The sequence below is a fragment of the Streptomyces sp. P13-3-3 genome, assembly GCF_050571355.1.
GTDB classification, from domain to species: Bacteria; Actinomycetota; Actinomycetes; order Streptomycetales; family Streptomycetaceae; genus Streptomyces; species Streptomyces althioticus.
On the sequence record NZ_CP192228.1, the window covers coordinates 1,624,551 to 1,649,954 of the forward strand.

At 73.0% G+C, this 25,404-nt stretch carries 22 protein-coding genes; 10 read left to right on the top strand and 12 right to left on the bottom strand.

The features are described from left to right. Positions 1 to 4 precede the first annotated feature (4 nt). On the bottom strand, positions 5 to 1,021 hold the full coding sequence (locus tag ACQZOG_RS07350; protein ID WP_430741384.1) for a heme/hemin ABC transporter substrate-binding protein: 1,017 nt from the start codon (positions 1,019 to 1,021) through the stop codon (positions 5 to 7). Between the two features lie 104 nt (positions 1,022 to 1,125). On the opposite strand from ACQZOG_RS07350, the gene ACQZOG_RS07355 reads away from it, so the two are divergent. After that, positions 1,126 to 2,547, top strand: a complete 1,422-nt coding sequence (locus ACQZOG_RS07355; protein ID WP_430741385.1) for an HtaA domain-containing protein — start codon at positions 1,126 to 1,128, stop codon at positions 2,545 to 2,547. Between the two features lie 31 nt (positions 2,548 to 2,578). After that, positions 2,579 to 4,105 (top strand): HtaA domain-containing protein, encoded by a 1,527-nt coding sequence (locus ACQZOG_RS07360; protein WP_354792595.1) that lies wholly within the window; start codon positions 2,579 to 2,581, stop codon positions 4,103 to 4,105. Between the two features lie 121 nt (positions 4,106 to 4,226). Here the strand turns inward: ACQZOG_RS07360 and ACQZOG_RS07365 are convergent, their stop codons facing one another. The 3 genes from ACQZOG_RS07365 to ACQZOG_RS07375 all read right to left on the bottom strand — a co-directional run bounded on the left by ACQZOG_RS07365 (position 4,227) and on the right by ACQZOG_RS07375 (position 7,450). Then, the gene (locus ACQZOG_RS07365; RefSeq protein ID WP_430741386.1) at positions 4,227 to 5,387 is read right to left on the bottom strand and encodes a serine hydrolase domain-containing protein; all 1,161 of its coding nucleotides are present in this window, start codon (positions 5,385 to 5,387) and stop codon (positions 4,227 to 4,229) included. Positions 5,388 to 5,601: 214 nt separating this feature from the next. After that, positions 5,602 to 5,733 (bottom strand): putative transporter small subunit, encoded by a 132-nt coding sequence (locus ACQZOG_RS07370; protein WP_033272852.1) that lies wholly within the window; start codon positions 5,731 to 5,733, stop codon positions 5,602 to 5,604. A 16-nt stretch (positions 5,734 to 5,749) separates the two neighbouring features. Continuing rightward, entirely contained in the window at positions 5,750 to 7,450 is a 1,701-nt protein-coding gene (locus tag ACQZOG_RS07375) for a sodium:solute symporter family protein (protein ID WP_051747605.1), read from the bottom strand. Between the two features lie 328 nt (positions 7,451 to 7,778). Here ACQZOG_RS07375 and ACQZOG_RS07380 point away from each other — a divergent pair, with 328 nt between their 5' ends. Next, complete coding sequence (locus tag ACQZOG_RS07380) at positions 7,779 to 8,423, top strand: PhzF family phenazine biosynthesis protein (protein WP_191880653.1); 645 nt, start codon at positions 7,779 to 7,781, stop codon at positions 8,421 to 8,423. A gap of 60 nt (positions 8,424 to 8,483) precedes the next feature. Here ACQZOG_RS07380 and ACQZOG_RS07385 read toward each other — a convergent pair whose 3' ends face one another. Further along, a complete protein-coding gene (locus ACQZOG_RS07385; RefSeq protein ID WP_033272855.1) occupies positions 8,484 to 9,131 on the bottom strand; it encodes a heme oxygenase (biliverdin-producing) in 648 nt (215 codons plus the stop codon). Positions 9,132 to 9,294: 163 nt separating this feature from the next. Then, positions 9,295 to 10,152, bottom strand: coding sequence for a type I methionyl aminopeptidase (gene map / locus ACQZOG_RS07390; protein ID WP_033272856.1), 858 nt, complete (start codon positions 10,150 to 10,152; stop codon positions 9,295 to 9,297). 58 nt (positions 10,153 to 10,210) lie between these two features. On the opposite strand from map, the gene ACQZOG_RS07395 reads away from it, so the two are divergent. Further along, on the top strand, positions 10,211 to 10,438 hold the full coding sequence (locus ACQZOG_RS07395; RefSeq protein WP_033272857.1) for a hypothetical protein: 228 nt from the start codon (positions 10,211 to 10,213) through the stop codon (positions 10,436 to 10,438). 9 nt (positions 10,439 to 10,447) lie between these two features. Here ACQZOG_RS07395 and ACQZOG_RS07400 read toward each other — a convergent pair whose 3' ends face one another. Beyond that, positions 10,448 to 11,050, bottom strand: coding sequence for a hypothetical protein (locus ACQZOG_RS07400; protein ID WP_430741387.1), 603 nt, complete (start codon positions 11,048 to 11,050; stop codon positions 10,448 to 10,450). A gap of 153 nt (positions 11,051 to 11,203) precedes the next feature. Here ACQZOG_RS07400 and npdG point away from each other — a divergent pair, with 153 nt between their 5' ends. Continuing rightward, a complete protein-coding gene (npdG, locus tag ACQZOG_RS07405) occupies positions 11,204 to 11,926 on the top strand; it encodes an NADPH-dependent F420 reductase (protein ID WP_037639202.1) in 723 nt (240 codons plus the stop codon). A gap of 54 nt (positions 11,927 to 11,980) precedes the next feature. Continuing rightward, positions 11,981 to 12,172: a hypothetical protein gene (locus tag ACQZOG_RS07410; protein WP_033272860.1), complete on the top strand. Its 192-nt coding sequence runs from the start codon at positions 11,981 to 11,983 to the stop codon at positions 12,170 to 12,172. A gap of 400 nt (positions 12,173 to 12,572) precedes the next feature. Here the strand turns inward: ACQZOG_RS07410 and ACQZOG_RS07415 are convergent, their stop codons facing one another. Then, positions 12,573 to 13,367, bottom strand: coding sequence for a site-2 protease family protein (locus ACQZOG_RS07415; RefSeq protein ID WP_380825654.1), 795 nt, complete (start codon positions 13,365 to 13,367; stop codon positions 12,573 to 12,575). Between the two features lie 153 nt (positions 13,368 to 13,520). On the opposite strand from ACQZOG_RS07415, the gene ACQZOG_RS07420 reads away from it, so the two are divergent. Beyond that, positions 13,521 to 16,802: a BTAD domain-containing putative transcriptional regulator gene (locus ACQZOG_RS07420; RefSeq protein WP_391605838.1), complete on the top strand. Its 3,282-nt coding sequence runs from the start codon at positions 13,521 to 13,523 to the stop codon at positions 16,800 to 16,802. Here the strand turns inward: ACQZOG_RS07420 and ACQZOG_RS07425 are convergent, their stop codons facing one another. The 3 genes from ACQZOG_RS07425 to panB all read right to left on the bottom strand — a co-directional run bounded on the left by ACQZOG_RS07425 (position 16,803) and on the right by panB (position 19,738). After that, on the bottom strand, positions 16,803 to 17,627 hold the full coding sequence (locus ACQZOG_RS07425) for an ABC transporter permease (RefSeq protein ID WP_033272863.1): 825 nt from the start codon (positions 17,625 to 17,627) through the stop codon (positions 16,803 to 16,805). After that, positions 17,624 to 18,652 carry an ATP-binding cassette domain-containing protein gene (locus ACQZOG_RS07430; protein WP_033272864.1) on the bottom strand — a complete coding sequence of 343 codons (1,029 nt, stop codon included), beginning with the start codon at positions 18,650 to 18,652 and terminating at the stop codon, positions 17,624 to 17,626. Before ACQZOG_RS07430 ends, ACQZOG_RS07425 begins: the two co-directional genes overlap by 4 nt. A 210-nt stretch (positions 18,653 to 18,862) precedes the next feature. Continuing rightward, positions 18,863 to 19,738 (bottom strand): 3-methyl-2-oxobutanoate hydroxymethyltransferase, encoded by an 876-nt coding sequence (gene panB, locus ACQZOG_RS07435; RefSeq protein WP_033272865.1) that lies wholly within the window; start codon positions 19,736 to 19,738, stop codon positions 18,863 to 18,865. A 226-nt stretch (positions 19,739 to 19,964) separates the two neighbouring features. On the opposite strand from panB, the gene ACQZOG_RS07440 reads away from it, so the two are divergent. The 3 genes from ACQZOG_RS07440 to ACQZOG_RS07450 all read left to right on the top strand — a co-directional run bounded on the left by ACQZOG_RS07440 (position 19,965) and on the right by ACQZOG_RS07450 (position 23,488). Continuing rightward, positions 19,965 to 21,566 carry an MFS transporter gene (locus ACQZOG_RS07440; protein WP_033272866.1) on the top strand — a complete coding sequence of 534 codons (1,602 nt, stop codon included), beginning with the start codon at positions 19,965 to 19,967 and terminating at the stop codon, positions 21,564 to 21,566. A gap of 67 nt (positions 21,567 to 21,633) precedes the next feature. Next, positions 21,634 to 22,248 carry a TetR/AcrR family transcriptional regulator gene (locus ACQZOG_RS07445; protein ID WP_037639190.1) on the top strand — a complete coding sequence of 205 codons (615 nt, stop codon included), beginning with the start codon at positions 21,634 to 21,636 and terminating at the stop codon, positions 22,246 to 22,248. A 190-nt stretch (positions 22,249 to 22,438) separates the two neighbouring features. Next, entirely contained in the window at positions 22,439 to 23,488 is a 1,050-nt protein-coding gene (locus tag ACQZOG_RS07450) for an endonuclease/exonuclease/phosphatase family protein (protein ID WP_033272868.1), read from the top strand. An 82-nt stretch (positions 23,489 to 23,570) separates the two neighbouring features. Here the strand turns inward: ACQZOG_RS07450 and ACQZOG_RS07455 are convergent, their stop codons facing one another. Then, complete coding sequence (locus ACQZOG_RS07455; RefSeq protein ID WP_033272869.1) at positions 23,571 to 25,337, bottom strand: NAD+ synthase; 1,767 nt, start codon at positions 25,335 to 25,337, stop codon at positions 23,571 to 23,573. Positions 25,338 to 25,404: the final 67 nt, after the last annotated feature.

Consider the following 25,404-nt stretch of genomic DNA (forward strand, 5'->3'; position numbering starts at 1 on the left):
ACGCTCACCGGGCACCGCCCTCGCCGTAGAGCTGCTCCACGACGGAGGCGAGCACCTGGTCGGTGCGCGGGCCGTAGTTGAGCAGCACGCCGTCCTCGACGGAGACGATCCGCCGGTCCATCCCGGCCGGGGTCTGCGCGATGCCGGGGATCTTCACCAGCCCGTCGACGCCGCCGACCGACTCCAGCCCCTTCGACATCACGAGCAGCGCGTCCGGGGCCGCCTTGACGAGGGCCTCGCTGGTGATGGCGGTGAAGTCCTTCTCCATGCCCGACTCGGCGCCCGCGTCCACCGCGCCCGCAGCCTCGATCAGCGAGGTGGCGCCGGAGCCCCTGCCGCCGATGAGGTACACGGAGGCGGACCCGCGCAGGTACAGGAAGGCGACCCGCGGCTCGTCCTTCTCCGCCGGGACCGACTCCGCGACGGCGGCGACGCGTTCCTCCGTACGCCGGGTCAGCTCTTCGCCCGCGGACGGCACTCCGAGCGCCTCGGCGACGGTCTGGATGCGCGGGCCGACGTCGTCGAGTCCGGTCGCGCCCTCGACGACGAGGACGGGAACGCCTGCCGCGCGGATCTGGGCCATGGCCTCGTCGGGGCCGGTGGTGGACTCGGCGATCACGAGGTCGGGGCGCAGGGACAGCACGCTCTCGGCGGAGACGTCGTGTCCCCGGGTGACGACCGGCAGGGTGGCCGCCTGCGCGAAGGTGGCGGTGACGTCACGGGCGACGACCCGGTCGCCCAGGCCCAGCGTGAACACGATCTCGCTGAGGCTGCCGGACAGCGGGACGATCCGCTCCGCCTGCTCGACCGTCACCTCCCGTCCGTCGGCGGAGCGGACGGTCACCGGGAGCCGGGGCCGCGGGGTGGAGTCCAGTGGTTCGACGCGGTCCGCCGTCGTCGTGGAGGCGGCCGCGGGGGCGGGGGAGGCCGCGTCGGAGGAGCCTCCGCACGCGGTCGTGGTGAGGGAGAGGGCGAGCACGGACAGCAGTGCTCCCGCCAGATGTGTGCGCAAGCGTCGCACGGTTCCGTCCGTTCCTTCCGGCTGTGGGTGGAGGTTGACCGAGGTGCAGCTTAGGTTAGCCTTACCTTAATTCGCTACCGGCCCCCGCCTCCGGAGGACTTGCCATGCCCACGCGTCTTCGCGTCCTGGTCGCCGTGCTCTGCGCAGCCGTCCTGGGCGCGCTCGTCCCGGCCGCCACGGCGCACGCCGAGGCCCGTACCGTCCAGGGCGGCAGGCTCGACTGGGGCATCAAGACGTCGTTCCAGCGCTACGTCACCGGCCCCGTCGCCAAGGGCGGTTACGCCCTCACCGGCGGCGCCGCCACGGTCGGCGGCAGCGGCTTCCGCTTCCACTCGGCGAGCGGGACGTACGACGGCGACACGGGCTCCTTCCGCGCCGCCTTCTCCGGCGGGGTGCACTTCACCGGCCACCGCACCGACAGCGGCGCGTACCAGCTCGACCTGACCCTCAGCAGCCCCACCGTGTCCATATCCGGCGGCTCCGGCACCCTCTACGTGGACGTCACCAGCAAGGCGAAGGACACCGGGGCGGTCACGACGTCCCGTCAGGTGCCCTTCGCCTCCCTATCCCTCGGCGGCATCGACATGCGCGGCGGCGGCACCTCCGTCGTCCTGAACAACCTGCCCGCCACCCTCACCGCCCAGGGCGCCACCTCCTTCGCCGGCTACTACACGGCCGGCACCGCCCTCGACCCGGTCAGCCTCTCCGCCGACGTCCAGCAGCCGCGGAGCGAGGCGACCAAGAGCCCCGCCGCCAAGAGGACCGAGCCGAAGAAGACCGAGAAGGCCGCGAAGAGCACGGCGCTCGTCGACGGAGCCGTCGACTGGGGCGTGCGCCGCACCTTCCGCGAGTACGTCACCGGTGACATCGCCCGCGGCCGCTGGATGCTCACCTCCGGCGCCCTCGACGGCGGCGCGCTCTTCCGCTTCCCCGGCGGCCGGGGCACGTTCGACGACGGCGACCTCACCGCCGCCTTCCGCGGCGCGGTCCGCTTCACCGGCGACCACGGCCTCGACCTGCGCCTCAGCGGGGTCCGCGTCACCGTGAAGGACGGCAAGGGCACCCTCTACGCCGACGTCACGTCACCGGACCACACCGGCCGCAAGGTCCCCCTGGTCACCTTCACCGCCGAGAGCCTCAGGGCGAGGAACGGCCTCGCCACCGTCACCGAGGCCCCCGCGAAGCTCACCGCCCAGGGCGCCGACGCCTTCGGCGGGATGTACCCGGCGGGCACCGCGATGGACCCGGTCACCCTGGCCGTCGCCCTCACCGACACCGCCGCACTCCCCGCCCTGCCCGACCTGGGCAGCGCCCCGACCACCACCCCGACGGCCTCCCCGTCCCCCGCGGCCGCCTCGCCCGAGCCGGTCGCGCAGGCCACCGCGCCGCACGACGACGGCACGTCCCCCGCTCTTCCCCTCTCCCTCGCGGCCGGATCCCTGCTGGTGCTCGCCGGCGCCGCCGCGCTCCTCGTCCGCAGGCGCCGCGCAGGCAAGGCCGCCGCGGACACCCCGCAGAACCACTGATCCCCCTTCACCTCAAGGAGACACTCCCGTCATGTCCGCAAGACGACGCCGGTCCCTCGCCCTCGCCGCCGCGGTGGCCACCGCGGCCGCCCTCGGCGCCACCGCCGCCCCCTCCGCCTCCGCCGCGGAGATCCCCCTGTCCGGCTACGAACTGACCTGGGGCATCAAGGAGTCGTACCGCACCTACGTGGCCACCTACGCGCAGGGCGCCTTCACACCCAGCGCGGGTGCGAGCCAGGCGGAGAACAACGGCGCGTTCACCTTCACCGACGGCAAGGGCACCTACGACTCCACGACCCACGTGATGTCGCTCGGCTTCCAGGGCGAGCTGAACATCAAGTCGGCGGCGCACCGCTTCGAACTCACCCTCTCCGACCTGAAGTTCGACAGCGGCAAGGGTGAGATCACCGCCGACGTCGAGCGCGACGGCACCACCGAGGACGACGTCCCGCTCGCCACGGTCACGGTCACCCGCGCGATGACGGACATGGCCACCACCCTCACCGAGGAGGCCGGCGAGGTCTTCGGCAGCGACACGTACGCGGGCGCCGCGGGCGACCCACTGAGCATCGTCAAGAAGGCCGACCCGGAGCCGGAACCCGAGCCGTCCACCTCCGAGCCCGCCACCACCCCGCCGGCCTCCCCGACCGCCGAGCCCCAGCCCACCGGTTCGGTCACCCCGACGGCCGTCCCCACCGGCTCCGCCCCGCCCACCACGCAGGCCCCGACGCCCACCCCGAGCGCCACCGCCTCGCAGCCCACCGCGCCCGCCACCCAGGGCGACATCGCCGACGGCACCCTCCACTGGGGCGTGAAGCAGTCCTTCCGCGCCTACGTCACGGGCCCCGTGGCCAAGGGCACGATCACCGCATCCGACGGCGCCACCCAGGCCTCCGGCAACGGCGCCTTCACCTTCGCCGACGCCACCGGCACCTACGACACGGAGGCCGGCACCCTCAAGGCAGCCTTCAAGGGCGCGGTCACCTTCAAGGGCCACGAGCACGACGGCGCGTACAGCCTCGACCTCACCCTCAGCGACCTGCGGGTGAACCTCACCAAGGGCAAGGGCACGCTGACCGCCGACGTCGCCGACCACGACGAGACGTCCCAGGACGTCGTCCTCGCCGACCTGTCCGCCCCGTCGGCCGCGCTCACCGTGAAGGACGACGTCATCACCCTGGACAAGGTGACCGCGACCCTCACGGAGGCCGGAGCCAAGGCCTTCGGCGGGTTCTACGCCGCCGGCGCCGAACTCGACCCGGTGAACCTGGCCGTGGCCCTCACCAAGGGCGCGGAGCTGCCCGCCGGCTCGGGCGGTTCCGACGGCAGCGGCTCCGGCACCGGCGGCAGCGGCACCGGCACGGACGGCGGCCCGGACGCCTCCGGCTCCACCACCGGCGGGGTCGGCTCGACCATCGGCGGCGACCTGGGCGGCAGCCTCGCCAGCACCGGGTCCGACGTCCCGGTCGGCGCCCTCGGCGCGGCGGCCGGTGCGGCCGTGGCCGCCGGGGCGGGCGTCGTCCTCGCCCTCCGCCGGAGGCGCTCGACGGCCGAGTGAGCCCGGTTTCGGCGTCCGTGGGAAGCGCCGCGTCCGACTCCCAGGTTCGCGCAGTTCCCCGCGCCCCTTCGGGGGCACGGGGGGACTGCGCGAACGGCAGGGCAGGGTGCCGAGCCGCCGCCTAACTCGCGAACGCCGGCAGGGCGAAGCGCTGGACGAGCGGGAAGCCGTCCTCGCGGGCGCTCTTGGCGTTGACGGAGTAGACCACCGTGCGGGACAGGTCCCGGGTGGCGCCCAGCACCGTGTGGTAGCCGGGGCGGGAGCCGGTCTTGCCCCAGATCTCGCGCCCGTCGATCACGAACCGTTCGAGGGCCATCCCGTAGGTGGCACCGTCGACGTCGGGCACGGTGAGCATCTGGTCCAACAGGGACGGCGGGACGACCTTGCCGCCGAACACGCCGAACACCAGACGCTCCAGGTCGGCGGTGGTGGAGATCATGTCCCCGGCGGCCCACCGGTCGGACATGTTCCACTCGGTGACATCGGTGGTCCGGGCGCCGATGTCGGTGTAGGCCCGGTTGTGCGGGCCGTGGATGCGGGGGTCGGGACCTCCGGGGAAGCCGGTGTGCCGCATGCCGAGGGGCCGGAAGAACCGTACGGCCGCCTGGTGTTCGTAGCTGTCGCCGGTCACCTTCTCGATCAGCATGCCGAGCACGGTGTAGTGGATGTTCCCGTACACCTGATGGTCGCCCGGGTCGTGCGCCGGGCCCTGGGCGACGGACGCGGCCACCACCTCCTCCGGGGTGAGCGTCTCGAACCGGTGCGCGTACATCTCCTCGGTCGTCGAGCCGAGGCTCGCGCCGGGGCGCAGCCCGCTGGTGTAGGTGAGCAGCTGACGCACGGTCGGGGGCTCGGTGAAGGAGGGCGGGAGCAGGTCCGGAAGATAGCGGCTGACGGGCGCGTCGAGGCCGACGCGCTTCTCCGCGACGAGCTGGAGCACGACCGCCGCGGTCACCACCTTGGTCGTGGAGCCGGCCCGGAAGCGCGCGTGCGACAGCGCGGGCGCCCCCGTGCGCAGGTCCCGGACGCCCGCGCTGCCCGACCACCTGCCCTTGCCGCCGACCCGGATCAGCGCCGCGGAGACGTCCCCGTCGGGGACCTCGGCGAGCGCCCGCTCCAGCGGGGTCGTGTCGAACCCGGCGGCGCCCGGAGCGGAGACCGCGGGGGAGACCCGAGCGGGGTGGGCGGCGGCCGTCCCGGCGAGGGGGACGAGCAGCAGGGACGAGGCCAGCAGGGCGGACACGGCCGTGGCGCGGGCACGGGCGGTGGTGCCTGAGGTCATGGAAGGGCTACGATCGCGGCGGTGGGTGCTGCGGACGGGGACCATCCTGGTGATCAAGGGCGGCGCCGGGATCGTACGCGGTGACGAGGCCCGCCCCTGACGCGCCCCTCATCAACGTGCATGCCCTGTAGGGGACTTCCCCGGCCCTCGACCCCGAGACGGGCCGTGGGGAGAGGAGACCTCTCTTCTCCCCACGGCCCGTCGGAACGGTGCGTCAGATCAGGTCCTCGCCCTTGCGGCGGGCCTCCGCCCACTCGCGGAAGAAGCCGCGGCAGATGACGAACAGCACGACGGCCACGAGCACGGGCCACATCAGGACGTACGCGGTGAGCGCTGCGGTGGACACGGTGCCTCCTCGGGGGTCACGGGTGGGTGGTGCCGGCGGGTTCCGGGGCGTCCGGCGGCGCCGGAGCCTCCGCGGCCTGCGGGCCCTGGTCGAAGTCGCCGGTGCGGCGGGCGATGAGGGAGAAGTCGAAACCCTCACGGCGGCGCACGCTCATCGCCCAGCAGACGACGGTGGACACCGAGTAGGCCACCAGCGAGCCGGAGAGGGTGGCGTACTCGTGCAGCGAGCCCAGGGCGAACGGCGCCGACACCACGACCGCCGCCACGCCGACCACCTTCGCCGCGCGGACGCCGAAGAAGCCGAACACCATCAGGCCGAGCACGACGCCGACACCGAGCACCGCCAGCACGTCCACGACGATGCCGAAGGCGCCGTCCACGGGGATCCAGGAGAAGCGCACCGGCAGGAACACCGCGAGCGCCGCGAGCACCGAGGTGGTGAACGCCTTCCCGCTGACCTTGTCCCAGTAGAAGCTGGCGAGCACCGGGAAGACCAGGGCGCCCCACAGCGCGCCCACGAACACCAGCAGATCGAGGATGTTCAGCTGCAGACTGGCGAACGCCACGGCCGTCGCGGTCGCCAGCACCATGGTGATCCGGCCGACCAGCAGCATCGTGCGCGGGTTCGCCTTCTCCTTGCCGGCCACGTTCTGACCGTAGACGTCGGCCATCATGATCGACGAGAGGGCGGCGAGGTCGGAGTCGGCGGTGGAGGAGAGCGCGCCGACGATCATGATGAAGAACAACGCCAGCAGCACGGGCGGCAGATACTCGGCCGCCATGCCCGGGATGATGTTGTTGACGTCGCCGCCGGTGGGCTCGTAGCCGAGGTACAGGGCGAGCACGCCCAGCATGCCGACGCCGATGACCATCGCGCCGTAGCCGACGGTCGCGGTGACGAAGGTCGGCTTGATCAGGTCCTGCCGCACGGCGAACAGCCGCTGGGCGATGGTCTGGTTGCCGATCGCGTAGGCGAGCACGGCCGCGATGTACGGGGCGCCCTGCTCCATGAAGGCGGTGCTGGAGAAGAAGTCGCCCTGCTCGGGGGTGAGCCGCTCGGCGCCGGTCTCGAAGGCGGCCGGGAAGCCGGCCGCGAAGAAGATGACCGGGACGATGACGGCGACCGCGCCGAGCATCGCGACGACCTGCACGAAGTCGGTGAGCACGGAGGCGCGGAAGCCGGACCACAGGGTGTAGAGCAGCACGCCCGCCGCGACGGCGAAGACGCCCTGGGTGAAGGTGAACGGCGACAGCATCGAGATCAGCACACCGCCGGCGATGAAGTTCGACATCAGGCTGATGAGGCTGCCCACGATGTTCGAACCGGCGAGCATCAGCTGGCTGGAGCGGCCGTGCCGGGCGTACATGACCTCGGCGAGGGTGTGCGCCTTCGGGGCCACCTGCCGGATCCGCTTGCCGAAGGGGTAGATGAAGAGAATCATCAGCGCGCCCCACAGCCCGTAGTGGATCGGGCCGGAGATGCCGTAGGTGTACCCCGAGGTCGCGGACGCGTACATCGACGACGCCCAGATCCAGGTCGCCGTCATGCTGGCGGCGGATATGCCGAAGCCGATGTTGTTGCCGGCGGTCATGTAACCGTCGGCGTTCTCTTCCTTCTTGCCGATGCGGGCCGAGATCAGGAAGGTCCCTCCGTAGAACAGGACCAGCAGACCCACGACCACGAGTGCGCTGAAGCGGGCTGTCTCCAGTCCCTCCACACGCGCCACCTCCTCATGGCTGAACCGGGTGTTTACAGATGAGCGGGCTCTTTGAGCCCGCAAACGTGCCGCACGGTAACAGTCGATTCGCGCAAGGAAGGTGGAATCGCGTCCCTCTCGGGGTGGCGCTCGTGACCTGGAACTTTGCCCAATTCGTACAAGTCCTGGACATGTCCGAAGGGGGCTTTGCCGTGAGCGCGCGCTTTCGTCCCGACTCTTTTCGGTCATTCGTTTGCGTATTGCTTCAGCAAAGTTGATCAGTTCGTTACGGCAACGAGACGCACGGCCGCCGGTTCTGGGGACCCGCCCCGGGTGCTTCAATGCCCCCGTGACTGCTTACGACGTGCTGCGTGTCTTCTGCGGCCCACGCGGCGGATACGGCAACGAACTGGGCGTCGTCCGGGACGGCTCGGTGCTGCCCGGACCGGACGAGCGCCAGGAGTTCGCCGCCAAACTCGGCTTCAGCGAGACCGTGTTCGTCGACGACCCCGAGCGCGGGGTGATCGACATCTACACCCCCACCACCCGCCTGCCCTTCGCGGGCCACCCCTGTGTCGGCACCGCCTGGCTGCTCGACGTGCCCGAACTCGTCACGCCCGCCGGGGTCGTGGGCGCCCGGCAGGACGGGGAGTTCTGCTGGATCGAGGCGCGCGCGGAGTGGGTGCCGCCGCGCACCCTGCGGCAGTACGCCACCGCCGCCGAGGTGGACGAGCTGCCCGTGCCCCCGAAGGGTGAGTGGATCTACGCCTGGGCCTGGCTGGACGAGCCGGCCGGGCGGATCCGCGCCCGCGCCTTTCCCGGCCGGGACGACGGCATCGACGAGGACGAGGCGACGGGCGCCGCGGCGCTGCTGCTCACCGACCGGCTGGGGCGCGCCCTGAACATCACCCAGGGCACCGGCTCCCAGATTCTCACGGCGCCGCAGCCGGAGGGCTGGACGGAGGTCGGCGGCCGGGTCCACCTGGAACGCTGACCGGCACGGCGCACGGGCGGCGCCGTCGAGGTGCCGCCCGTGCGTGTGCGGAAGGCCGGCTCACGCCGACAGCGGGAACTCCTCGCCCAGTGCGCGGAACACGTCCGAGTTCAGCGAGAACGCCCGCTTGCACTCGGCCACGACGCGCTGCTTCTCCAGGTCGTCCACCGCCACCCCGTCCAGCAGCGCGCGGTACTCCCGTTTGAACGCGGCCGGGTTGGAGATCCCCTCGAAGACGTAGAAGCGGACTCCGTCGCCCTTCTTCGCGAAGCCCCAGGTCCGCTCCGCCTTGTCGCGGATGATCTGACCGCCCGAGAGGTCGCCCAGGTAACGGGTGTAGTGGTGCGCGACGTACCCCGCCGGCCACTCCCGGGCCACGGTCGCCACCCGGTCCGCGTAGACCCGCGTCGCGGGCAGGGCGGTCAGGGTCGAGCGCCACTCCGGGCCGCGCAGGTGCTCCAGATCCCGCTCCAGGGCGGCGAGCCGGAACAGCTCCGGGCGAATGAACGGGCCCGCCACCCGGTCCGACGCCAGGTTCGGCGCGCCGGACTCCAGTGCCTCGTACACGAACCACAGCTGCTCGGTGTAGCGCGCGTAGGCGTCCACGCCCAGCCGTCCGCCCAGCAGGTCGGTCATGAAGGTCGAGGTCTCCGCCTCCACGTGCTGCTCGTGGGAGGCGGTACGGATCAGGGTCGAGAAGGAGTCCATGTGCCGATCTTCTATGGTTAGGCTTACCTAAGTCAACATCTTGCCGACAGGTTGTCGGGAACTTCCCCCGCCCGTGCGCCGGGCAAACGGCGTGAGGCACGAGAAGGGCCCGCGCTCCCGGAGGAGGCGGGCCCTCGAAGGTGTGGCGCGGCCGCGCCGGACGTCACGGCAGGGTCAGGATGTCCGCCCCGGTGTCCGTGACCACCAGCGTGTGCTCGAACTGCGCCGTGCGCTTGCGGTCCTTCGTCACGACCGTCCAGCCGTCGTCCCACATGTCGTACTCGTGGGTGCCGAGCGTCAGCATCGGCTCGATGGTGAAGGTCATCCCCGGCTGCATGACCGTCGTCGCGTGCGGGCTGTCGTAGTGCGGGACGATCAGGCCCGAGTGGAACGACGAGTTGATGCCGTGACCGGTGAAGTCACGCACCACCCCGTAGCCGAACCGCTTCGCGTACGACTCGATCACCCGGCCGATGATGTTGATCTGGCGGCCCGGCCTCACCGCCTTGATCGCACGGTTCAGCGCCTCGCGGGTGCGCTCCACCAGCAGGCGGCTCTCCTCGTCCACGTCGCCGACCAGGTACGTGGCGTTGTTGTCGCCGTGCACCCCGCCGATGTACGCGGTCACGTCCAGGTTGACGATGTCGCCGTCGCGCAGCACCGTCGAGTCCGGGATGCCGTGGCAGATGACCTCGTTGACGCTGGTGCACAGCGACTTGGGGAAGCCGCGGTAGCCGAGCGTCGACGGGTAGGCGCCGTGGTCGCACATGTACGCGTGCGCCACCTTGTCCAGCTCGTCCGTCGTCACGCCCGGCGCGATGAGCTTCGCGGCCTCCTCCATCGCGCGGGCCGCGATCCGGCCCGCGAGCCGCATCGCCTCGATCGTCTCGGGCGTCTGCACCTCCGGCCCGGTGTACGGGGTCGGCGCGGGCTTGCCGACGTACTCGGGACGGCGGATGTTCCCGGGCACGGAGCGGGTGGGGGAGAGCTTCCCCGGTACGAGGAGTGACTGGCCAGACATGCCGCGAGTCTAATTCAGCGGCGACGGGGGACCATCTTCCGTGGCGAGAGGAGCCGACATGCCCCTGTTCAAGAAGCGCACGGCCGGCAAACCCGGCGAGTGGTACTACTGCCTGGAGCACAAGAAGGTGGAGGAAGGGCCCGAGTGCCCCGCCAAGGACCGCTTCGGCCCGTACGCGAGCCGCGCCGAGGCGGAGCACGCGATGGAGACCGCCCGCGAGCGCAACCTTCAGTGGGAGAACGACCCCGCGTGGCACGACGGGTCCAAGGGCCGCGACGCGGACTGAGGCGCCGCGTCACCAGCGGGTCGGCGGCGGGGCGGTGAGCAGGTCGGCCAGCCGGGACAGCCGGTCCCGGAGACGACGGCGGCCCCGGCGGGCGGGCAGCACGTTCTCCCCGGCCGCCGCGCTCACCAGGTGCTGCACGGTGTCCAGGTCCAGCTCGGAGCCGTCCGGCACGGGCAGCACCTCGTGCGCCAGCGCCGGCAGCTCGCCCGCCTCCGGACCCAGCGACAACAGCGTCGCCCCTGCGCGGCGGGCGTCCGACACGCGCTCCAGCAGCGCCGCGGGCGGCTCGCCGGGCGCCACCACCAGCAGCGTCTCGCCCCGCCGCGCCGCCTCCAGCCGGCCGAGGCCCACCGCCAGGTGCGCCGGGTCCGTGGGACGCGCGTCGTGCCGCACCAGCGTCGGGGCCAGCTCCGGGGTGCCCGACCAGGCCGCCTCGTCCACCAGGTGCGCCGCCAGGTGCCACGGCTCGTACTCCGGCGTGCCCACCAGCAGCAGCCCGCCGCCGTGCGACACCACCGACCCGCGCAGCGTCCCGGCGAAGTGCCGGGTCGCCCCCAGCCACTCCGTCCCCGCGAGCACTTCCCTCAGCAGCGCGACCCGTACGGCATCCATGCCGCCGCATCCTGCCCCTAACGGCACGCCCGCGTCCCCGTGTTCGGGCAGGGTTCGCCCGACCCGGGGACACCGGCCCGACATCCGCGGGCGCCGCGTGACGGGCCTCGGGCCCGGCCGGTGCGGTGGCGGCCTCCGCCGTAGAGTCGGGCCATGACCTCTACCGATACCGACAGCGCACAGCAGCCCCCGAAGAAGGCCCCCGCCAAGGACCCCTGGGACCTGCCCGACGTCTCCGGCCTGGTCGTCGGCGTGCTCGGCGGCACCGGACCGCAGGGCAAGGGCCTCGCCTACCGGCTCGCCAAGGCCGGCCAGAAGGTGATCATCGGCTCCCGCGCGGCCGAGCGGGCTCAGGCCGCGGCCGAGGAGCTCGGGCACGGCATCGAGGGCGCCGACAACGCCGAGACCGCGCGGCGCAGCGACGTCGTGATCGTCGCCGTGCCGTGGGACGGTCACGGCAAGACCCTCGAGTCCCTCCGCGAGGAGCTGGCCGGCAAGCTCGTCGTGGACTGCGTCAACCCGCTCGGCTTCGACAAGCAGGGCGCGTACGCGCTGAAGCCGGAGGAGGGCAGCGCCGCCCAGCAGGCCGCCGCGCTGCTGCCGGACTCCCGGGTCACCGCCGCGTTCCACCACCTGTCGGCGGTGCTGCTCCAGGACCCGGAGATCGAGGAGATCGACACCGACGTGATGGTGCTCGGCGAGGGCCGCGCCGACGTGGAGATCGTCCAGGCGCTGGCCGGGCGCATCCCCGGTATGCGGGGCATCTTCGCCGGGCGGCTGCGCAACGCCCACCAGGTGGAGTCGCTGGTCGCCAACCTGATCTCGGTCAACCGCCGCTACAAGGCGCACGCGGGGCTCCGCGTCACGGACGTATGAGGCGATGGGGGACACTGGAGCGGAAGCAGTGTCCCCCGACAGGAGCCCCCCGTTATGCCCCGCCTCGCCGTCTACGCCCTCGTCGTGTGCCTCCTCGCCGTCGCCGCGGCCGTCGTCTCCTTCGTGGAGGGCAGCGTGCTGATCGGCGTCGTCTGGATCCTCCTGGCGGGCCTGTCGTCGAACATGACCTGGTACTACATCCGCCGGTCCCGCACCTCCCGCCCCGACTCCCCGGCCACGAACTGACTCGGCAGGGGGCGACCCCTCGGTACGCTGCGGCCGGCGGCCCGCCAAGCTGCGGGCATTCGTGCCGCTGGGGCGGCACGGGTGGGCGCAGCGGCCTCGGCCTGTCAGCGGCCTGAGCGTGCCCACCGCGGGGAGCTGAACTCGGGCGCCTTTCGAAGCACCGGATCCTGCACTCACGCACCCGTCGGTCACCTTGCCCCCGGTGGTGGGTGCCGCTGCGCCCACCCGTGCCGCCCATGCGGCACGACTGCCCGCAGCGGGGGCGGCGCGGGGTGGGGTGGGGCCGCGTCCGGCGCGACTGACCGCGGCGGCCGCGGGGGTGGTGAGGCTGCGCCCGGCGCGACTGTCCGCAGCGGCGGCCGGGTGTCGCCCCACAGGTCGATTCAGGGGTGCCGCGCCCTCAGACTCCGCAGAACTCGTCCGCGCCCCGCCAGAAGCGGAACAGGTCGAAGCCGCAGTACGTGTCGATCTCCTCGATGCACAGGAAGCCCAGCAAATCGTCGACCAGGTCGAAGAAGACGCCGTTCACGGACGGCACCCACAGCAGCGCGAACACGAACAGCAGCCCGAACGGCGCGAACGGTTCGACCTGGCGGCGGACCCCGTGGGAGAGCCACGGCTCGATCACGCCGTAGCCGTCCAGCCCCGGCACCGGCAGGAAGTTCAGGATCGCCGCCGTGACCTGCAGCAGCGCGAGGAACGCCAGCGCGAACCGGAAGGCGGGCGGCACGCCGTCCAGCGCGCCGAGCCAGAACGGCGCCGTGCACACCACCGCGAACAGCACGTTCGTCAGCGGCCCCGCCGCCGAGATCAGGCTGTGCCGCCACCGCCCACGGATCCGGCCGCGCTCGATGAAGACCGCTCCGCCCGGCAGACCGATCCCGCCCATGATCACGAACAGCACGGGCAGCACGATGCTCAGCAGCGCGTGCGTGTACTTCATCGGGTTCAGCGTGAGATAGCCCTTCGCGCCGACCGAGATGTCCCCGCCGTGCAGGGCGGTGCGCGCGTGCGCGTACTCGTGCAGGCACAGGGAGACGATCCACGCGGACGTCACGAAGAGGAACACCGCGAGCCCCGGCACGGCCGCGAACCCCGTCCAGGTGGCCCAGCCGGTGACCGCCGAGACGGCCAGGATGCCCAGGAAGACGGGACTGACCCGTCGGTCGCCGGGACGGGTGGCGGCGGTGGTCATGGGACTCCTTGCGGAGAGAAGGGCGCGCGGGCCTGCCCGACCGTACCCGGGACCCGCCACGCCCGGAAAACGCTTCGCGCGGCCGCCGGGTTCCGTGCAAGGTGAGGTGGCCCTGACCCCGGCCGCGCGTCCCGCGGTCCGGCACCGGAGAGAATGGACCCCGTGCGCTACCGCATCCTCGGCACCACCCAGGCAGTCCGCCCCGACGGCACCGTCGTCCCCGTGGGCGGCGCACGGCTGCGCGCCCTGCTGACCGTGCTCGCCCTGCGGGCCGGCCGCACGGTGCCGGTCGGCCTGCTGGTCGAGGAGGTCTGGGACGGCGACCCGCCCGCCGACGCCACCGGCGCGGTGCAGGCGCTGGTGGGCCGGCTGCGCCGCGCGCTGGGCGCCGACGCGGTCGCCTCCGCCGACGGCGGCTACCGCCTCACCGCCGCGCCCGACGACGTCGACCTGCACCGCTTCGAGCGGCTGGCCGGCGAGGGCCTGCGCGCCCTGGCCGACGGCGACCCCGCCAAGGCGGCCACCGTGCTCGACGACGCCCTCGCCCTGTGGCGCGGCGGCGCCGCACTGCCCGGCCTGCCCGACCGCACCGCGGAGGCCGCCCGCGTGGAGACCCGCCACCTGGACGTGCTGCGCGCCCGCCACACCGCCGCCCTGGCCCTCGGCGAGGCCGAGCGGTCCCTGCCCGAGCTGACCGCCCTGTGCGACAGCCACCCGCTGGACGAGCCGCTCCAGGCGCTGCGGCTGCGCGCCCTGCGCGACACCGGCCGCACCGCCGAGGCGCTCGCCGCCTACGAAGAGGTGCGCCGGCTGCTCGCCGACCGCCTCGGCTCCGACCCCGGCGCGGAACTGCGCGCCCTGCACGCCGAGTTGCTCAGCCCCGAACCGCCCGAACCGCCCGCGCGCCCGGCCGGCCGCACGCCCGGCAACCTGCGCGCCCGGCTGACCTCGTTCGTCGGCCGCGAGGCGGACATCGAGGCGATCCGCGCCGACCTGTCGGCCGCCCGCCTGGTGACGCTCCTCGGCCCGGGCGGGGCGGGCAAGACACGTCTGTCGCAGGAGGCCGCCGAGACCGTACGGGCCGCCCACCCCGACGGCGTGTGGCTCGCCGAACTCGCGCCCGTGGACGCCCCCGACGCGGTGCCGGAGGCGGTCCTCACCGCCGTCGGCGCCCGCCAGACCGTGCTGTACGGCGCCGGCGCGGAGGGCATGCGGGCCGTCACCGACCGGCACAGCGCCCCCGTGGTGGACCGGCTCGCCGAGCACTGCGGGCCGCGCCGCATGCTGCTGATCCTCGACAACTGCGAGCACGTCGTCGAGGCCGCCGCGCGCCTGGTGGAGACCCTCCTCGAACGCTGCCCCGGCCTCACCGTCCTCGCCACCAGCCGCGAACCCCTCGGTGTGCGCGGCGAGTCGCTGCGCCCCGTGGAGCCGCTGCCCGAACCGGTCGCGCTGCGCCTGCTCGCCGAGCGGGGGGCCGCCGCCCGCCCGGGCTTCCGCCCCGACGACGACCCGGAGGCGTGCGCCGAGATCTGCCGCCGCCTCGACGGTCTGCCCCTCGCCATCGAACTCGCCGCCGCCCGGCTGCGGATGCTCACCCCGCGCCAGGTCGCCGACCGGCTCGACGACCGTTTCCGCCTCCTCACCTCCGGCAGCCGCACCGCCCTGCCCCGCCAGCAGACCCTGCGGGCCGTCGTCGACTGGTCCTGGGAGCTGCTCGACGCCGGCGAACGCGACGTGCTGTGCCGCCTGTCCGTCTTCGCGGGCGGCTGCGACCTCACCGCCGCCGAGGCCGTGTGCGGCCCCGCCGCCCTGGACGCGCTGGGCTCCCTCGTCGACAAGTCGCTGGTCGTGGCGGCCCCGTCGGGCGACGACGGCATGCGCTACCGGCTGCTGGAGACCGTCGCCGAGTACGCGGGCGAACGCCTCGACGAGACCGGCTCACGCGAGGACGCCGAACGCGCCCATCTGACGTACTACCGCGAAGTCGCCCGCACCACCGAGCCGTTGCTGCGCGGCCCCCGCCAGGTGGAGGCCATCGCCCGGCTGGAGCGCGAGTACGAGAACGTGCGCGCCGCGCTGCGGCACGCCGTCGCCCTGCGCGACGAGCAGGAGGCGCTCTGCGTCGTCCTGTCCCTGGTCTGGTACTGGCAGATGCGCGACCTGCGCATCGAGGCCCGCAACTGGTGCAGGGAGGTCATGGCGCTCGCCCCCGACCCGTTCACCGAGCCGGTGCGGCCGGCCGCACCGCTGTGGCAGAGCCCCATCGACCAGCCGCCCCCCATGACGGGCGAGGTCCTCGCCGAGGCCCGCCGCGGGGCGCACCTCGCCCACCTCGCCCAGATGGACACCGAGCTGGACGACTGGCAGACCCCGCAGTCCCAGCACCGGCTGCGGCTGATCTCCGCGACGTACGAGCCGGGGCTGCCGCAGGTCTGCCGCCCGCCGGGCCTGCTGTGGATGTTCGCCGTGATGCTCACCGGCGACATGGACCGGCTGCGCGAGGTGGTGGACGAGGCGATCCGCACCTGCCGGGAGAACCCCGGCTTCGAGTGGGAGCTGGCCTGCAACCTCCAGCTGCGCGCCAACTTCCAGGCCAACCGGAGCGACTGGGCCGGCGACGCCCGCCGCGACGCCGACGAGGCGCTGGAGATCCACCGGCGGCTCGGCGACACCTGGGGCATCGCCGAGGCGCTCTCCGCGCGCGGCGAGGCTTGGGAACGCGCGGGCGCCTACCGGGAGGCCGCCGCCGACTACAAGGCGGCCATCGAGCACGCCGAACGCCTCGGAGCCCGCTCCCACACGGCCGTCCTCACGGCCCGGCTCGGCGACGCGCTGATCGAGGCGGGCGACACCGAGGAGGGGGAGCGGCTGCTGCGCGAGGTCATCGACAGCACCCGCGGCCGGCACGTCGAGGCGCTGCCCGCCGCCCGTCTTTTCCTCATCGGCTGGCTGTGCGTGAGCGGACGCACGGCGGAGGCCCGTGAGCACGTACGGGCGCTGCGCGAAGAGTTCCGCCTCGCCCACTACGTCGTCTTCGACGCGTTCATCCTCGGCGCCGAAGCCTGGATCGAGGTGGCCGAGGGCCACGACGAGCGGGCGCTCGACATCGTCCGGGAGGCGATGCGGCAGGCGAACGACTCGCTGGTCGTCGCCATGGCCCCGCACCTGCGCGCCTCGTACGTCGTCCTGGCCGCCGAGGCCCTCGCCGGGCTGGACGGCGGACGGCGCGCCCGGGACGCGGCCCGCTGCCTGGGCGCCGCCGACTCCTGGCTGCCCGAGGGCCACCACGCGACGCTCGTGGAGCGCACGTCCCGCGTCCGCGCCGAGGACCGGATCCGCCAGGCGCTGGACGAGACCGCCTTCGAGGCCGCGTACGCCGAGGGCGGCGGCCTCTCCCCGGAGGAGGCCGCCGCCCTGCTCGACCCGGAGTGATCAGGTCTTCGTACGGAACTTGTGGATGGCGACCGGCGCCATCACCGCCGTGATCCCGACGGACCAGGCGAGCACCATCCACAGGTCGTGGGCGACCGGCCCGCCGACCATCAGCCCGCGGGCGGAGTCGGCCAGCGCGGACAGCGGGTTGTACTCGGTGAAGTTCCGCAGCCAGCCCGGCATCGACTGCGGCGGCGCGAAGATCGACGAGCCGAACTGCAGCGGCATCAGCACCAGGAAGCCCATGGCCTGCACCGACTGGGCGTTCTTCATCACCACACCCAGGGTGAGGAAGACCCACATCAGCGCCGAGCCGAACACCGTGGACAGGCCCACGGCGGCGAACAGCCCCGGCCAGTTGGTGATGTCGAACCCGACCAGCACCCCGACGACCAGCAGGATCGTGGTGGCGATCAGCATCCGTACCAGCTCGACGGAGATCTTCGCGAACAGCACCGAGCCGCGCCCGATGGGCAGCGACCGGAAGCGGTCCATGACCCCGGTGTTGAAGTCCTGGTTGAACCCGGTGCCCACCCCCTGGGACATGTTCATGCCCATCATGGCCATCAGGCCGGGCACGATGTACTGGACGTACGCCTCCTGCCCGCCGCCCAGCGACTGCCCGATCGAGCCGCCGAAGACGTACACGAACAGCAGGGTGAAGACGACCGGGAAGAGCACGGCGTCGAACATCGACTCCGGGTCCTGCCGGATCCACAGCAGGTTGCGGCGGACCAGCGCGCCGGTGTGGCGCAGATGGGCCCGCGGTGAGATCCGCGCGTCCGGGCGGACGCCGGCGGCGGGAGCAGCGGTGGCGGCGCTCATACGGCGACGACCTCCTCGGGCGTGTCGGCGGGCAGGGAGTCCTGCGGGGCGCCGGCGCGGTGGCCGGTGAGCGACAGGAACACCTCGTCCAGGCTGGGCAGTTCGGTGGTGACGGAGTTCAGCGTGATGCCGCGCGCGGTGACCGCGCCGACCACGGCGGTCAGCTGCTCGTCGCTCAGCACGGGGACCAGCACCGCGCCCCGCTCGGCGTCCACGGCGGTGCCGGCCAGCCCGGTGATCCCGAGCCCGTCGAGGGCGGCGGCGAGCGGGCGCAGCTGGAGCGGGTCGGCCGGACGGATCCGCAGCGTACGGCCGCCGACCCTCGCCTTCAGCTCCTCGATGCCGCCGCTCGCGATGACCTTGCCGCGGTCCACCACGGTCAGCTCGGAGGCGAGCTGCTCGGCCTCCTCCATGTACTGGGTGGTCAGCAGCACCGTCACCCCGTCGCCGACCAGCCGCTTCACCTCGTCCCACACCTCGTTGCGGGTGCGCGGGTCCAGGCCCGTGGTCGGCTCGTCCAGGTACAGGACGGCCGGGCGGCCGATCATCGAGGCGGCCAGGTCGAGCCGGCGGCGCATGCCGCCGGAGTAGGTGCCCGCCGGGCGCCGGGCGGCCTCGGTGAGCGAGAACCGCTCCAGCAGCTCGTCGGCGCGGCGCCGCGCCTCCTTGCGCGGCAGGTCCAGCAGCCGCCCGATCAGGTACAGGTTCTCCCAGCCGGAGAGCTTCTCGTCCACGGAGGCGTACTGCCCGGTCAGCCCGATCACCCGGCGCAGCTGCCGCGGCTGGCGGACCACGTCGTACCCGGCGACGGTGGCGTGCCCGGCGGTCGGGGCGAGCAGCGTGGACAGGATGCGCACCAGCGTGGTCTTGCCGGCCCCGTTCGGCCCGAGCACCCCCATGACGGTCCCCTCGGCCACGTCCAGATCGACCCCGTCGAGAGCCTTGGTCTCCCCGTAGTGCTTGACCAGCCCCCGGACGGTCACGGCGCTTCCCGCGCCCCCCGTTCGTTCGTCGTATCGCGTCATGTCCCCGACGGTCCCAGCGGCCGCCGACAAAGCCCCGACAGACCGCCGACACCCCGCCGACACGTGTGCGGACGCCTGTCGGCGGGGTGTCGGCGGGGTGTCCGGGCAAGGCGACGGCCCGCCGACGGGGGAAGATCGGCGGGCCGTCGTGGGTGGTGCCACAGTGGCTCACAGGGGCGGACGCGGTGGCTCACCCCACCCGGGCGCGGGTCAGTGCACGGAGTGCTCCTCCTGCGGGAAGGACCCGGCGACGACGTCCTCGGCGTACGCCTTCGCCGCCCCGGTCATCACCTCCCGCAGGTTCGCGTACTGCTTGACGAACTTCGGCACCCGGCCGCCGGTCAGACCGAGCATGTCGGTCCACACCAGCACCTGGGCGTCCGTCTCGGGTCCCGCGCCGATCCCGACCGTCGGGATGTGCAGCGTCCGGGTGACCTCGGCGGCCAGCTCGGCGGGCACCAGCTCCAGCACGACCGCGAACGCGCCCGCGTCCTGCACGGCCTTCGCGTCCCGCAGCAGCTGCTGGGCGGCCTCCTCGCCACGGCCCTGCACCCGGTAGCCCATGGCGTTCACCGACTGCGGTGTCAGCCCGATGTGGGCCATCACGGGGATGCCGGACTCCACCAGCAGCTCGATCTGCCGGTGCGAGCGCTCCCCGCCCTCCAGCTTCACGGCGCCGACCCCGGCCTCCTTCACCAGCCGGGTCGCCGAGCGCAGCGCCTGCACCGGGCCCTCCTGGTAGGAGCCGAACGGCAGGTCGCCGACGATCAGGGCGCGCGAGGTGCCCCGGACGACGGAGGCGGCCAGCATGGTCATCTCGTCGAGGGTGACGGGCACGGTGGTGTCGTACCCGAGGTGGCAGTTGCCCGCGGAGTCGCCGACCAGCATCACCGGGATGCCGGCCTCGTCGAACACCGACGCGGTCATCGCGTCGTACGCGGTGAGCATGGGCCACTTCTCGCCGCGTTCCTTGGCGAGGGCGATGTCCCGGACAGTGATGCGGCGCGTGCCCTTGCCCCCGTACAGCGTCTTGCCGCCGGAGGAGGAACCGGGCGTCCCGGTCTGGGCAGCCGAAAGCTGCGTCATGGATCCGTCTCCCAACACGTCATCTCGAGGCGCCCTGACGGCGTCCCCGGACCACGTCCATGGTGGCACCTCCGCCGGACGAGGGCCAGAGGACCCCCTGTGACCTCCGCCCCGCCGTGCCGCGCTGCTCCGGACGGCGCAACGCGGTGCAATGTCGGGGCATGGGTTCGGCAAAGCCCTTCCGATACGAGACGGTTCCGTATCGGAAGTCCCTAGGGTGGTCCGTATGACTTCTCCCGCCGCCCCCGGCCGCCGGGTCCCGGAGGCCGTCCACCGCCGCCGCTGGGCGATCCTCGGCGTGCTGATGCTGAGCCTGCTGATCGTCGTCCTGGACAACTCGATCCTGAACGTCGCCATCAAGACGATCTCGACGCCCGCCCCCACCGGTCTCGGCGCCACGCAGAGCGAGCTGGAGTGGGCGATCAACTCCTACACCCTCGTCTTCGCGGGCCTGCTGTTCAGCGCCGGGCTGCTCGGCGACCGGCTGGGCCGCAAGAAGGTGCTGGTCGGCGGGCTGGTGGTGTTCGGCATCGGGTCGGCACTCGCCGCGTTCTCCGGCACCCCGGCCGAGCTGATCGGGTTCCGCGCGGTGATGGGTCTGGGCGCCGCGTTCGTCATGCCGGCCACCCTGGCGGTGCTGATGAACGTCTTCGAGCGGGACGAGCAGCCCAAGGCCATCGGCATCTGGGCGGGCGGCGTGGGCCTCGCCATCGCCATCGGCCCGATCACCGGAGGACTGCTGCTGGAGCACTTCTGGTGGGGCTCGGTCTTCCTGGTCAACGTGCCCATCGTGGTCCTCGCCGTCGGCCTGATGCTGTGGCTGGTGCCGGACTCGCGCGACCCCGCCCCGGGCCGGATCGACCCGCTGGGCGTGGTGCTGTCCGTGACGGGCCTGGTCCTGCTGGTCTACGGCATCATCAAGGGCGGCCAGCTCGCCGACTTCGGCGACCCCGTGGTGCTGGGCGCCATCGGCGGCGGACTCGCCGTCCTCGCCGCCTTCGTGATCGTCGAGAAGCGCAGCGACCACCCGTCCATCGACATGGCCCACTTCCGCAACAAGGTGTTCTCCGCGGCGATCGTCGCCATCGCCCTGGTCTTCTTCGCCCTGATGGGCGTGACCTTCTTCGCGGTCTTCTACGTCCAGAGCGTGCGCGGCTACTCACCGCTGGAGACCGGCCTGCTGATGATCCCGCTGGCCGCCGCGCAGATGGTGTTCGCCCCCCGTGCCCGGCTGCTCGTGGACCGCTTCGGCAACAAGGCCACCACCACGGCGGGGCTGCTGCTCCTCGCCGGGATGCTGGCCGCGTTCGCCGCGCTGGACTCGGACACCCCCATCTGGATCCTCGAAGTGATCTTCTTCCTGATGGGCGCCGGCATGGCGCACGTGATGACCCCGGTCAGCGTCGTCATCATGCAGGCCCTGCCGCGCGAGAAGGCCGGCTCCGCGTCCGCGCTCAGCAACACCTTCCGGCAGGTCGGCGGCGCCCTCGGCATCGCCGTCCTCGGCTCGGTGCTGTCCACCGCCTACCGCGGCTCGGTCCGCGACGAGCTGGGCGTGCTGCCGCCCGGCGCCCGGCACGCGGCCGGCGAGTCCATCGAGGCCACCCTGGCCGTCGCCGAGCGGCTCGGCCCCCGCGCCGACGCCCTGGCCGCCGCGGCCGACGACGCCTTCCTGCACGCCATGCACGTCACGGCGCTGTGGGGCGCCGGGGTGGCCGTGCTGGGCGCGGTCGTCGTCGCCGTGTTCCTGCCCGGGCGCACGCCGGGCCCCGGCGACGCGGAGACGGAGGAGAAGCTGGTGTCCGCAGCGGAGTCCGCCGACGGCTGAACCCGGGCGGCGCCCCCGCGCCCACCGGGGAGAATCGTCGTCCCCGCCCACCGAAAGGACCGACGACGTGAGCCTGGCCGGCACCGGCCCCCGACGGGGCGGCCCCGCACGGGGCCGCCCCCGCAGCGAGGCGGTCGAACGCGCCATCGTCGAGGGGGTGATGAAGCTCCTGGAGGACGGCGTGCCGCTCGCGGAACTCTCCATCGAGCGCATCGCCCGCACCGCGGGCGTCGGCAAGGCCGCCATCTACCGGCGCTGGACCGGCAAGGAGCAGCTCTTCGTCGACGTCATGCGCGCCGCCGAACCCCCCGACCCGGAGCTGCCCGGCACCTCCATGCGCGACGACCTGGTGGTCCTGCTGGAGTCGCTGCGGCTGCGCGGCCTGGCCGGCCGCACCTCCGCGATCCTGCACAACGTCCGCGCCCAGATGAAGTCCAGCCCCGGCCTGTGGGCCGCCTACCACGACACCGTCATCCAGCCGCGCCGCCGGGTCGGCCTGGACGTGCTGCGCCGGGGACGCGACAACGGCGAACTGCGCGCCGACGTCGACCTGGAACTCCTCAACGACATGGTGGTCGGCCCCGTCCTGGTGCGCACCGTGCTGCGGCCCGACGCGGAGCTCCCGGCCGACCTCGCCGAGCGCGTCGTCGACACCCTGCTCCAGGGGCTGCGCCCGTCATGACGGGCCGGGATGTGCCGGTTTCGTCACAGACGCCACCCCGGTCACGCGCGTCAGGAACTGGCCGCGCGGCCCCGGACGTCCTCGCTCCCGTACGGCCGCCCGGGCGGCGGCGGGAAAGGAACCGGACATCCCCTAGTGTCTTACGGACGACGGGGGCGACGGTGTGCACGGCAGGTTGTGAGGCAACGGTATGGCGCAGCAGGCGTACATGACGGAGACGGACGACGGGCGCCAGGGCCCCCGGACCCCGGCCTCGCGGTTGCGGCGCCTGCTCCACCGTCTGGGCGCCCTGCGCGGGGACCGCGGCATCTGGCGCCGGGGCTGGGTGGTGGCCGTCTGCGCGCTCCTGCTGGCGCTGCTCATGCTGGCCCACGCGCACGTCCCGAACGCCGTCGGCAACCTCGGCAGCCTGCTGGAGACGTTCCTGCCGTGGCTGGGCGTGTTCGTGCCGGTGCTGCTCGTCCTGGCGCTCGTCCGCCGCTCGGCGACGGCGCTGATCGCGACGGTCCTGCCGGTGGTCGTGTGGCTCAACCTGTTCGGCGGTCTGCTCAGCGACAAGAACGCCTCCGGCGGCGACCTGACGGTGGCCACGCACAACGTCAACGCCGAGAACCCCGACCCGTCCGGCACCGCGCGTGAGGTGGCCGCGGCGGGCGCGGACGTGCTGGCGCTGGAGGAGCTGAAGGCCTCCGAGGTGCCCGCCTACCGTGCGGCGCTGTCCGAGACGTACGACCACCACGCGGTGGTCGGCACGGTCGGGCTGTGGTCCAAGTACCCGCTGAGCGACGTGAGGTCGGTGGACATCCGGCTGGGCTGGCAGCGGGCGATGCGCGCCACGGTGGACGCGCCGGCCGGGCGGGTCGCGGTGTACGTCGCGCACCTGCCGTCGGTGCGGGTGAAGCTGGAGGCCGGGTTCACGGCCCGTCAGCGGGACAAGAGCGCCGACGCGCTGGGCGAGGCCATCGCGGGCGAGCCGCTGGACAACGTGGTGCTGCTCGGCGACCTCAACGGCACGATGAACGACCGCTCCCTGAAGGCGGTCACCTCCCAGATGCGCTCCACGCAGGGCGCGGTCGGCAGCGGCTTCGGCTTCAGCTGGCCGGCGTCGTTCCCGATGGCGCGGATCGACCAGATCCTGGTCAGGGGCGCCGAGCCGGAGAGCTCCTGGACGCTCCCGCCGACGGCGAGCGACCACCTGCCGATAGCGGCACGGCTGAAGGTCGCCGACACCGCGGAGTGACCCCGCGGGCGGGCCCGGACGCACGACGGCGGGCGGGGCGCGGAACACCGCACCCCGCCCGCCGTCGTCGTCGTACCGGACGTCACACCTCGGGCGGCAGACCCTCGCGCCAGCCGTTGGTGATGGGCAGCCGGCGGTCCTTGCCGAAGCCCTTCGGGGAGATCTTGGTGCCCGGCGGGTACTGGCGCCGCTTGTACTCGGCGCGGTCGACCATCCGCAGCGTCTTCTCGACCAGCTCGCGGTCGTAGCCCGCCTCGACGATGTCGTCCGCGCCCTTGTCCTGGTCCACGTACAGCGCCAGGATCGCGTCCAGCACCGGATAGTCCGGCAGTGAGTCCGTGTCCACCTGGCCCGGACGCAGCTCCGCGCTCGGCGGCTTGGAGATCGAGTTCTCCGGGATCGGAGGCGTCTCGCCCCGCTCCTCGGCCGCGCGGTTGCGCCACCGGGCCAGCCGGAACACCAGCGTCTTGTACACGTCCTTGATGGGCCCGTACGCGCCGACCGAGTCGCCGTACAGCGTCGAGTAGCCCACCGCCAGCTCGGACTTGTTGCCCGGGGCCAGGACGATGTGGCCCTCCTGGTTGGAGATGGCCATCAGCATCGTGCCGCGCAGCCGCGACTGGAGGTTCTCCTCCGCCAGGCCGGTCAGCTCCAGCGACCCCATGTACGCGTCGAACATCGGCTCGATCGCGACGGTGCGGTAGTTCAGCCCGGTGCGCCGCGCGAGTTCCGCCGCGTCGCTGCGCGAGTGGTCGGAGGAGTACTTCGACGGCATGGAGATGCCGTACACGTTCTCCGGGCCGACCGCGTCGCAGGCGATCGCCGCGACCAGCGCCGAGTCGATGCCGCCGGACAGCCCGATCAGCACCGAACGGAACCCGTTCTTCCGCACGTACGCCCGCAGGCCCACGACCAGCGCGGAGTACACCTCCGCGTCGTCGTCGAGGCGCTCCGCGTAGCCGCCGGTGTGCTCCGGCTCGTAGGCGGGGACCGGGTCCTCGGACAGCACGACCCGCTCGATGCGCAGCCCGTCGTCCACCACGCCCTCCGGCGCGTCGGACGCCGCGGCCGGCAGGTCCAGGTCGACCAGCAGGCACGTCTCCGAGAACTGCGGGGCGCGCGCGACGACCTCGCCGTCCGCGCCGACGACGATCGAGTCGCCGTCGAAGACCAGGTCGTCCTGCCCGCCCATCATGGCGAGGTACGCGGTGGTGCAGCCGGCCTCCTGCGCCCGCTTGCGCACCAGCTCGAGACGCGTGTCGTCCTTGTCCCGCTCGTACGGCGAGGCGTTCACCGACAGCAGCAGCCCGGCCCGCGCCGAACGCGCCGCCGGCACCCGGCCACCGTCCTGCCACAGGTCCTCGCAGATGGCCAGGGCGACGTCCACGCCGTGCACCCGCACCACCGGCAGGGTGTCGCCGGGCACGAAGTAGCGGAACTCGTCGAAGACGCCGTAGTTCGGCAGGTGGTGCTTGGCGAAGCTCAGCGCCACCTCGCCCCGGTGCAGCACGGCCGCCGCGTTGCGCGGGGCGCCCGCGGGCTGGCCGTACTTCGGCTGGGCGGCGGCGCTGCGGTCCAGGTAGCCGACGACCACCGGCACGTCGCCGAGGCCCTCGTCGGCGAGGCGCGCGGCGAGGGCGCGCAGGGACGCCCGGGAGGCCTCCACGAAGGACGACCGCAGGGCGAGGTCCTCGACGGGATACCCCGTCAGCGCCATCTCCGGGAACGCCACGAGATGCGCCCCCTGCCCGGCGGACTCCCTGGTCCGGCGGACAATCGTTTCCGCGTTGCCGGCGAGATCGCCGACGGTCGAGTCGATCTGATTCAGGGCGAGTCGTAGTTGAGGCACGCGGCCAGTGTAATCGTCAGAGCGACGCGATGTGGGGCGGCGGGACTGCGGATCCCGGGGCGGCCGG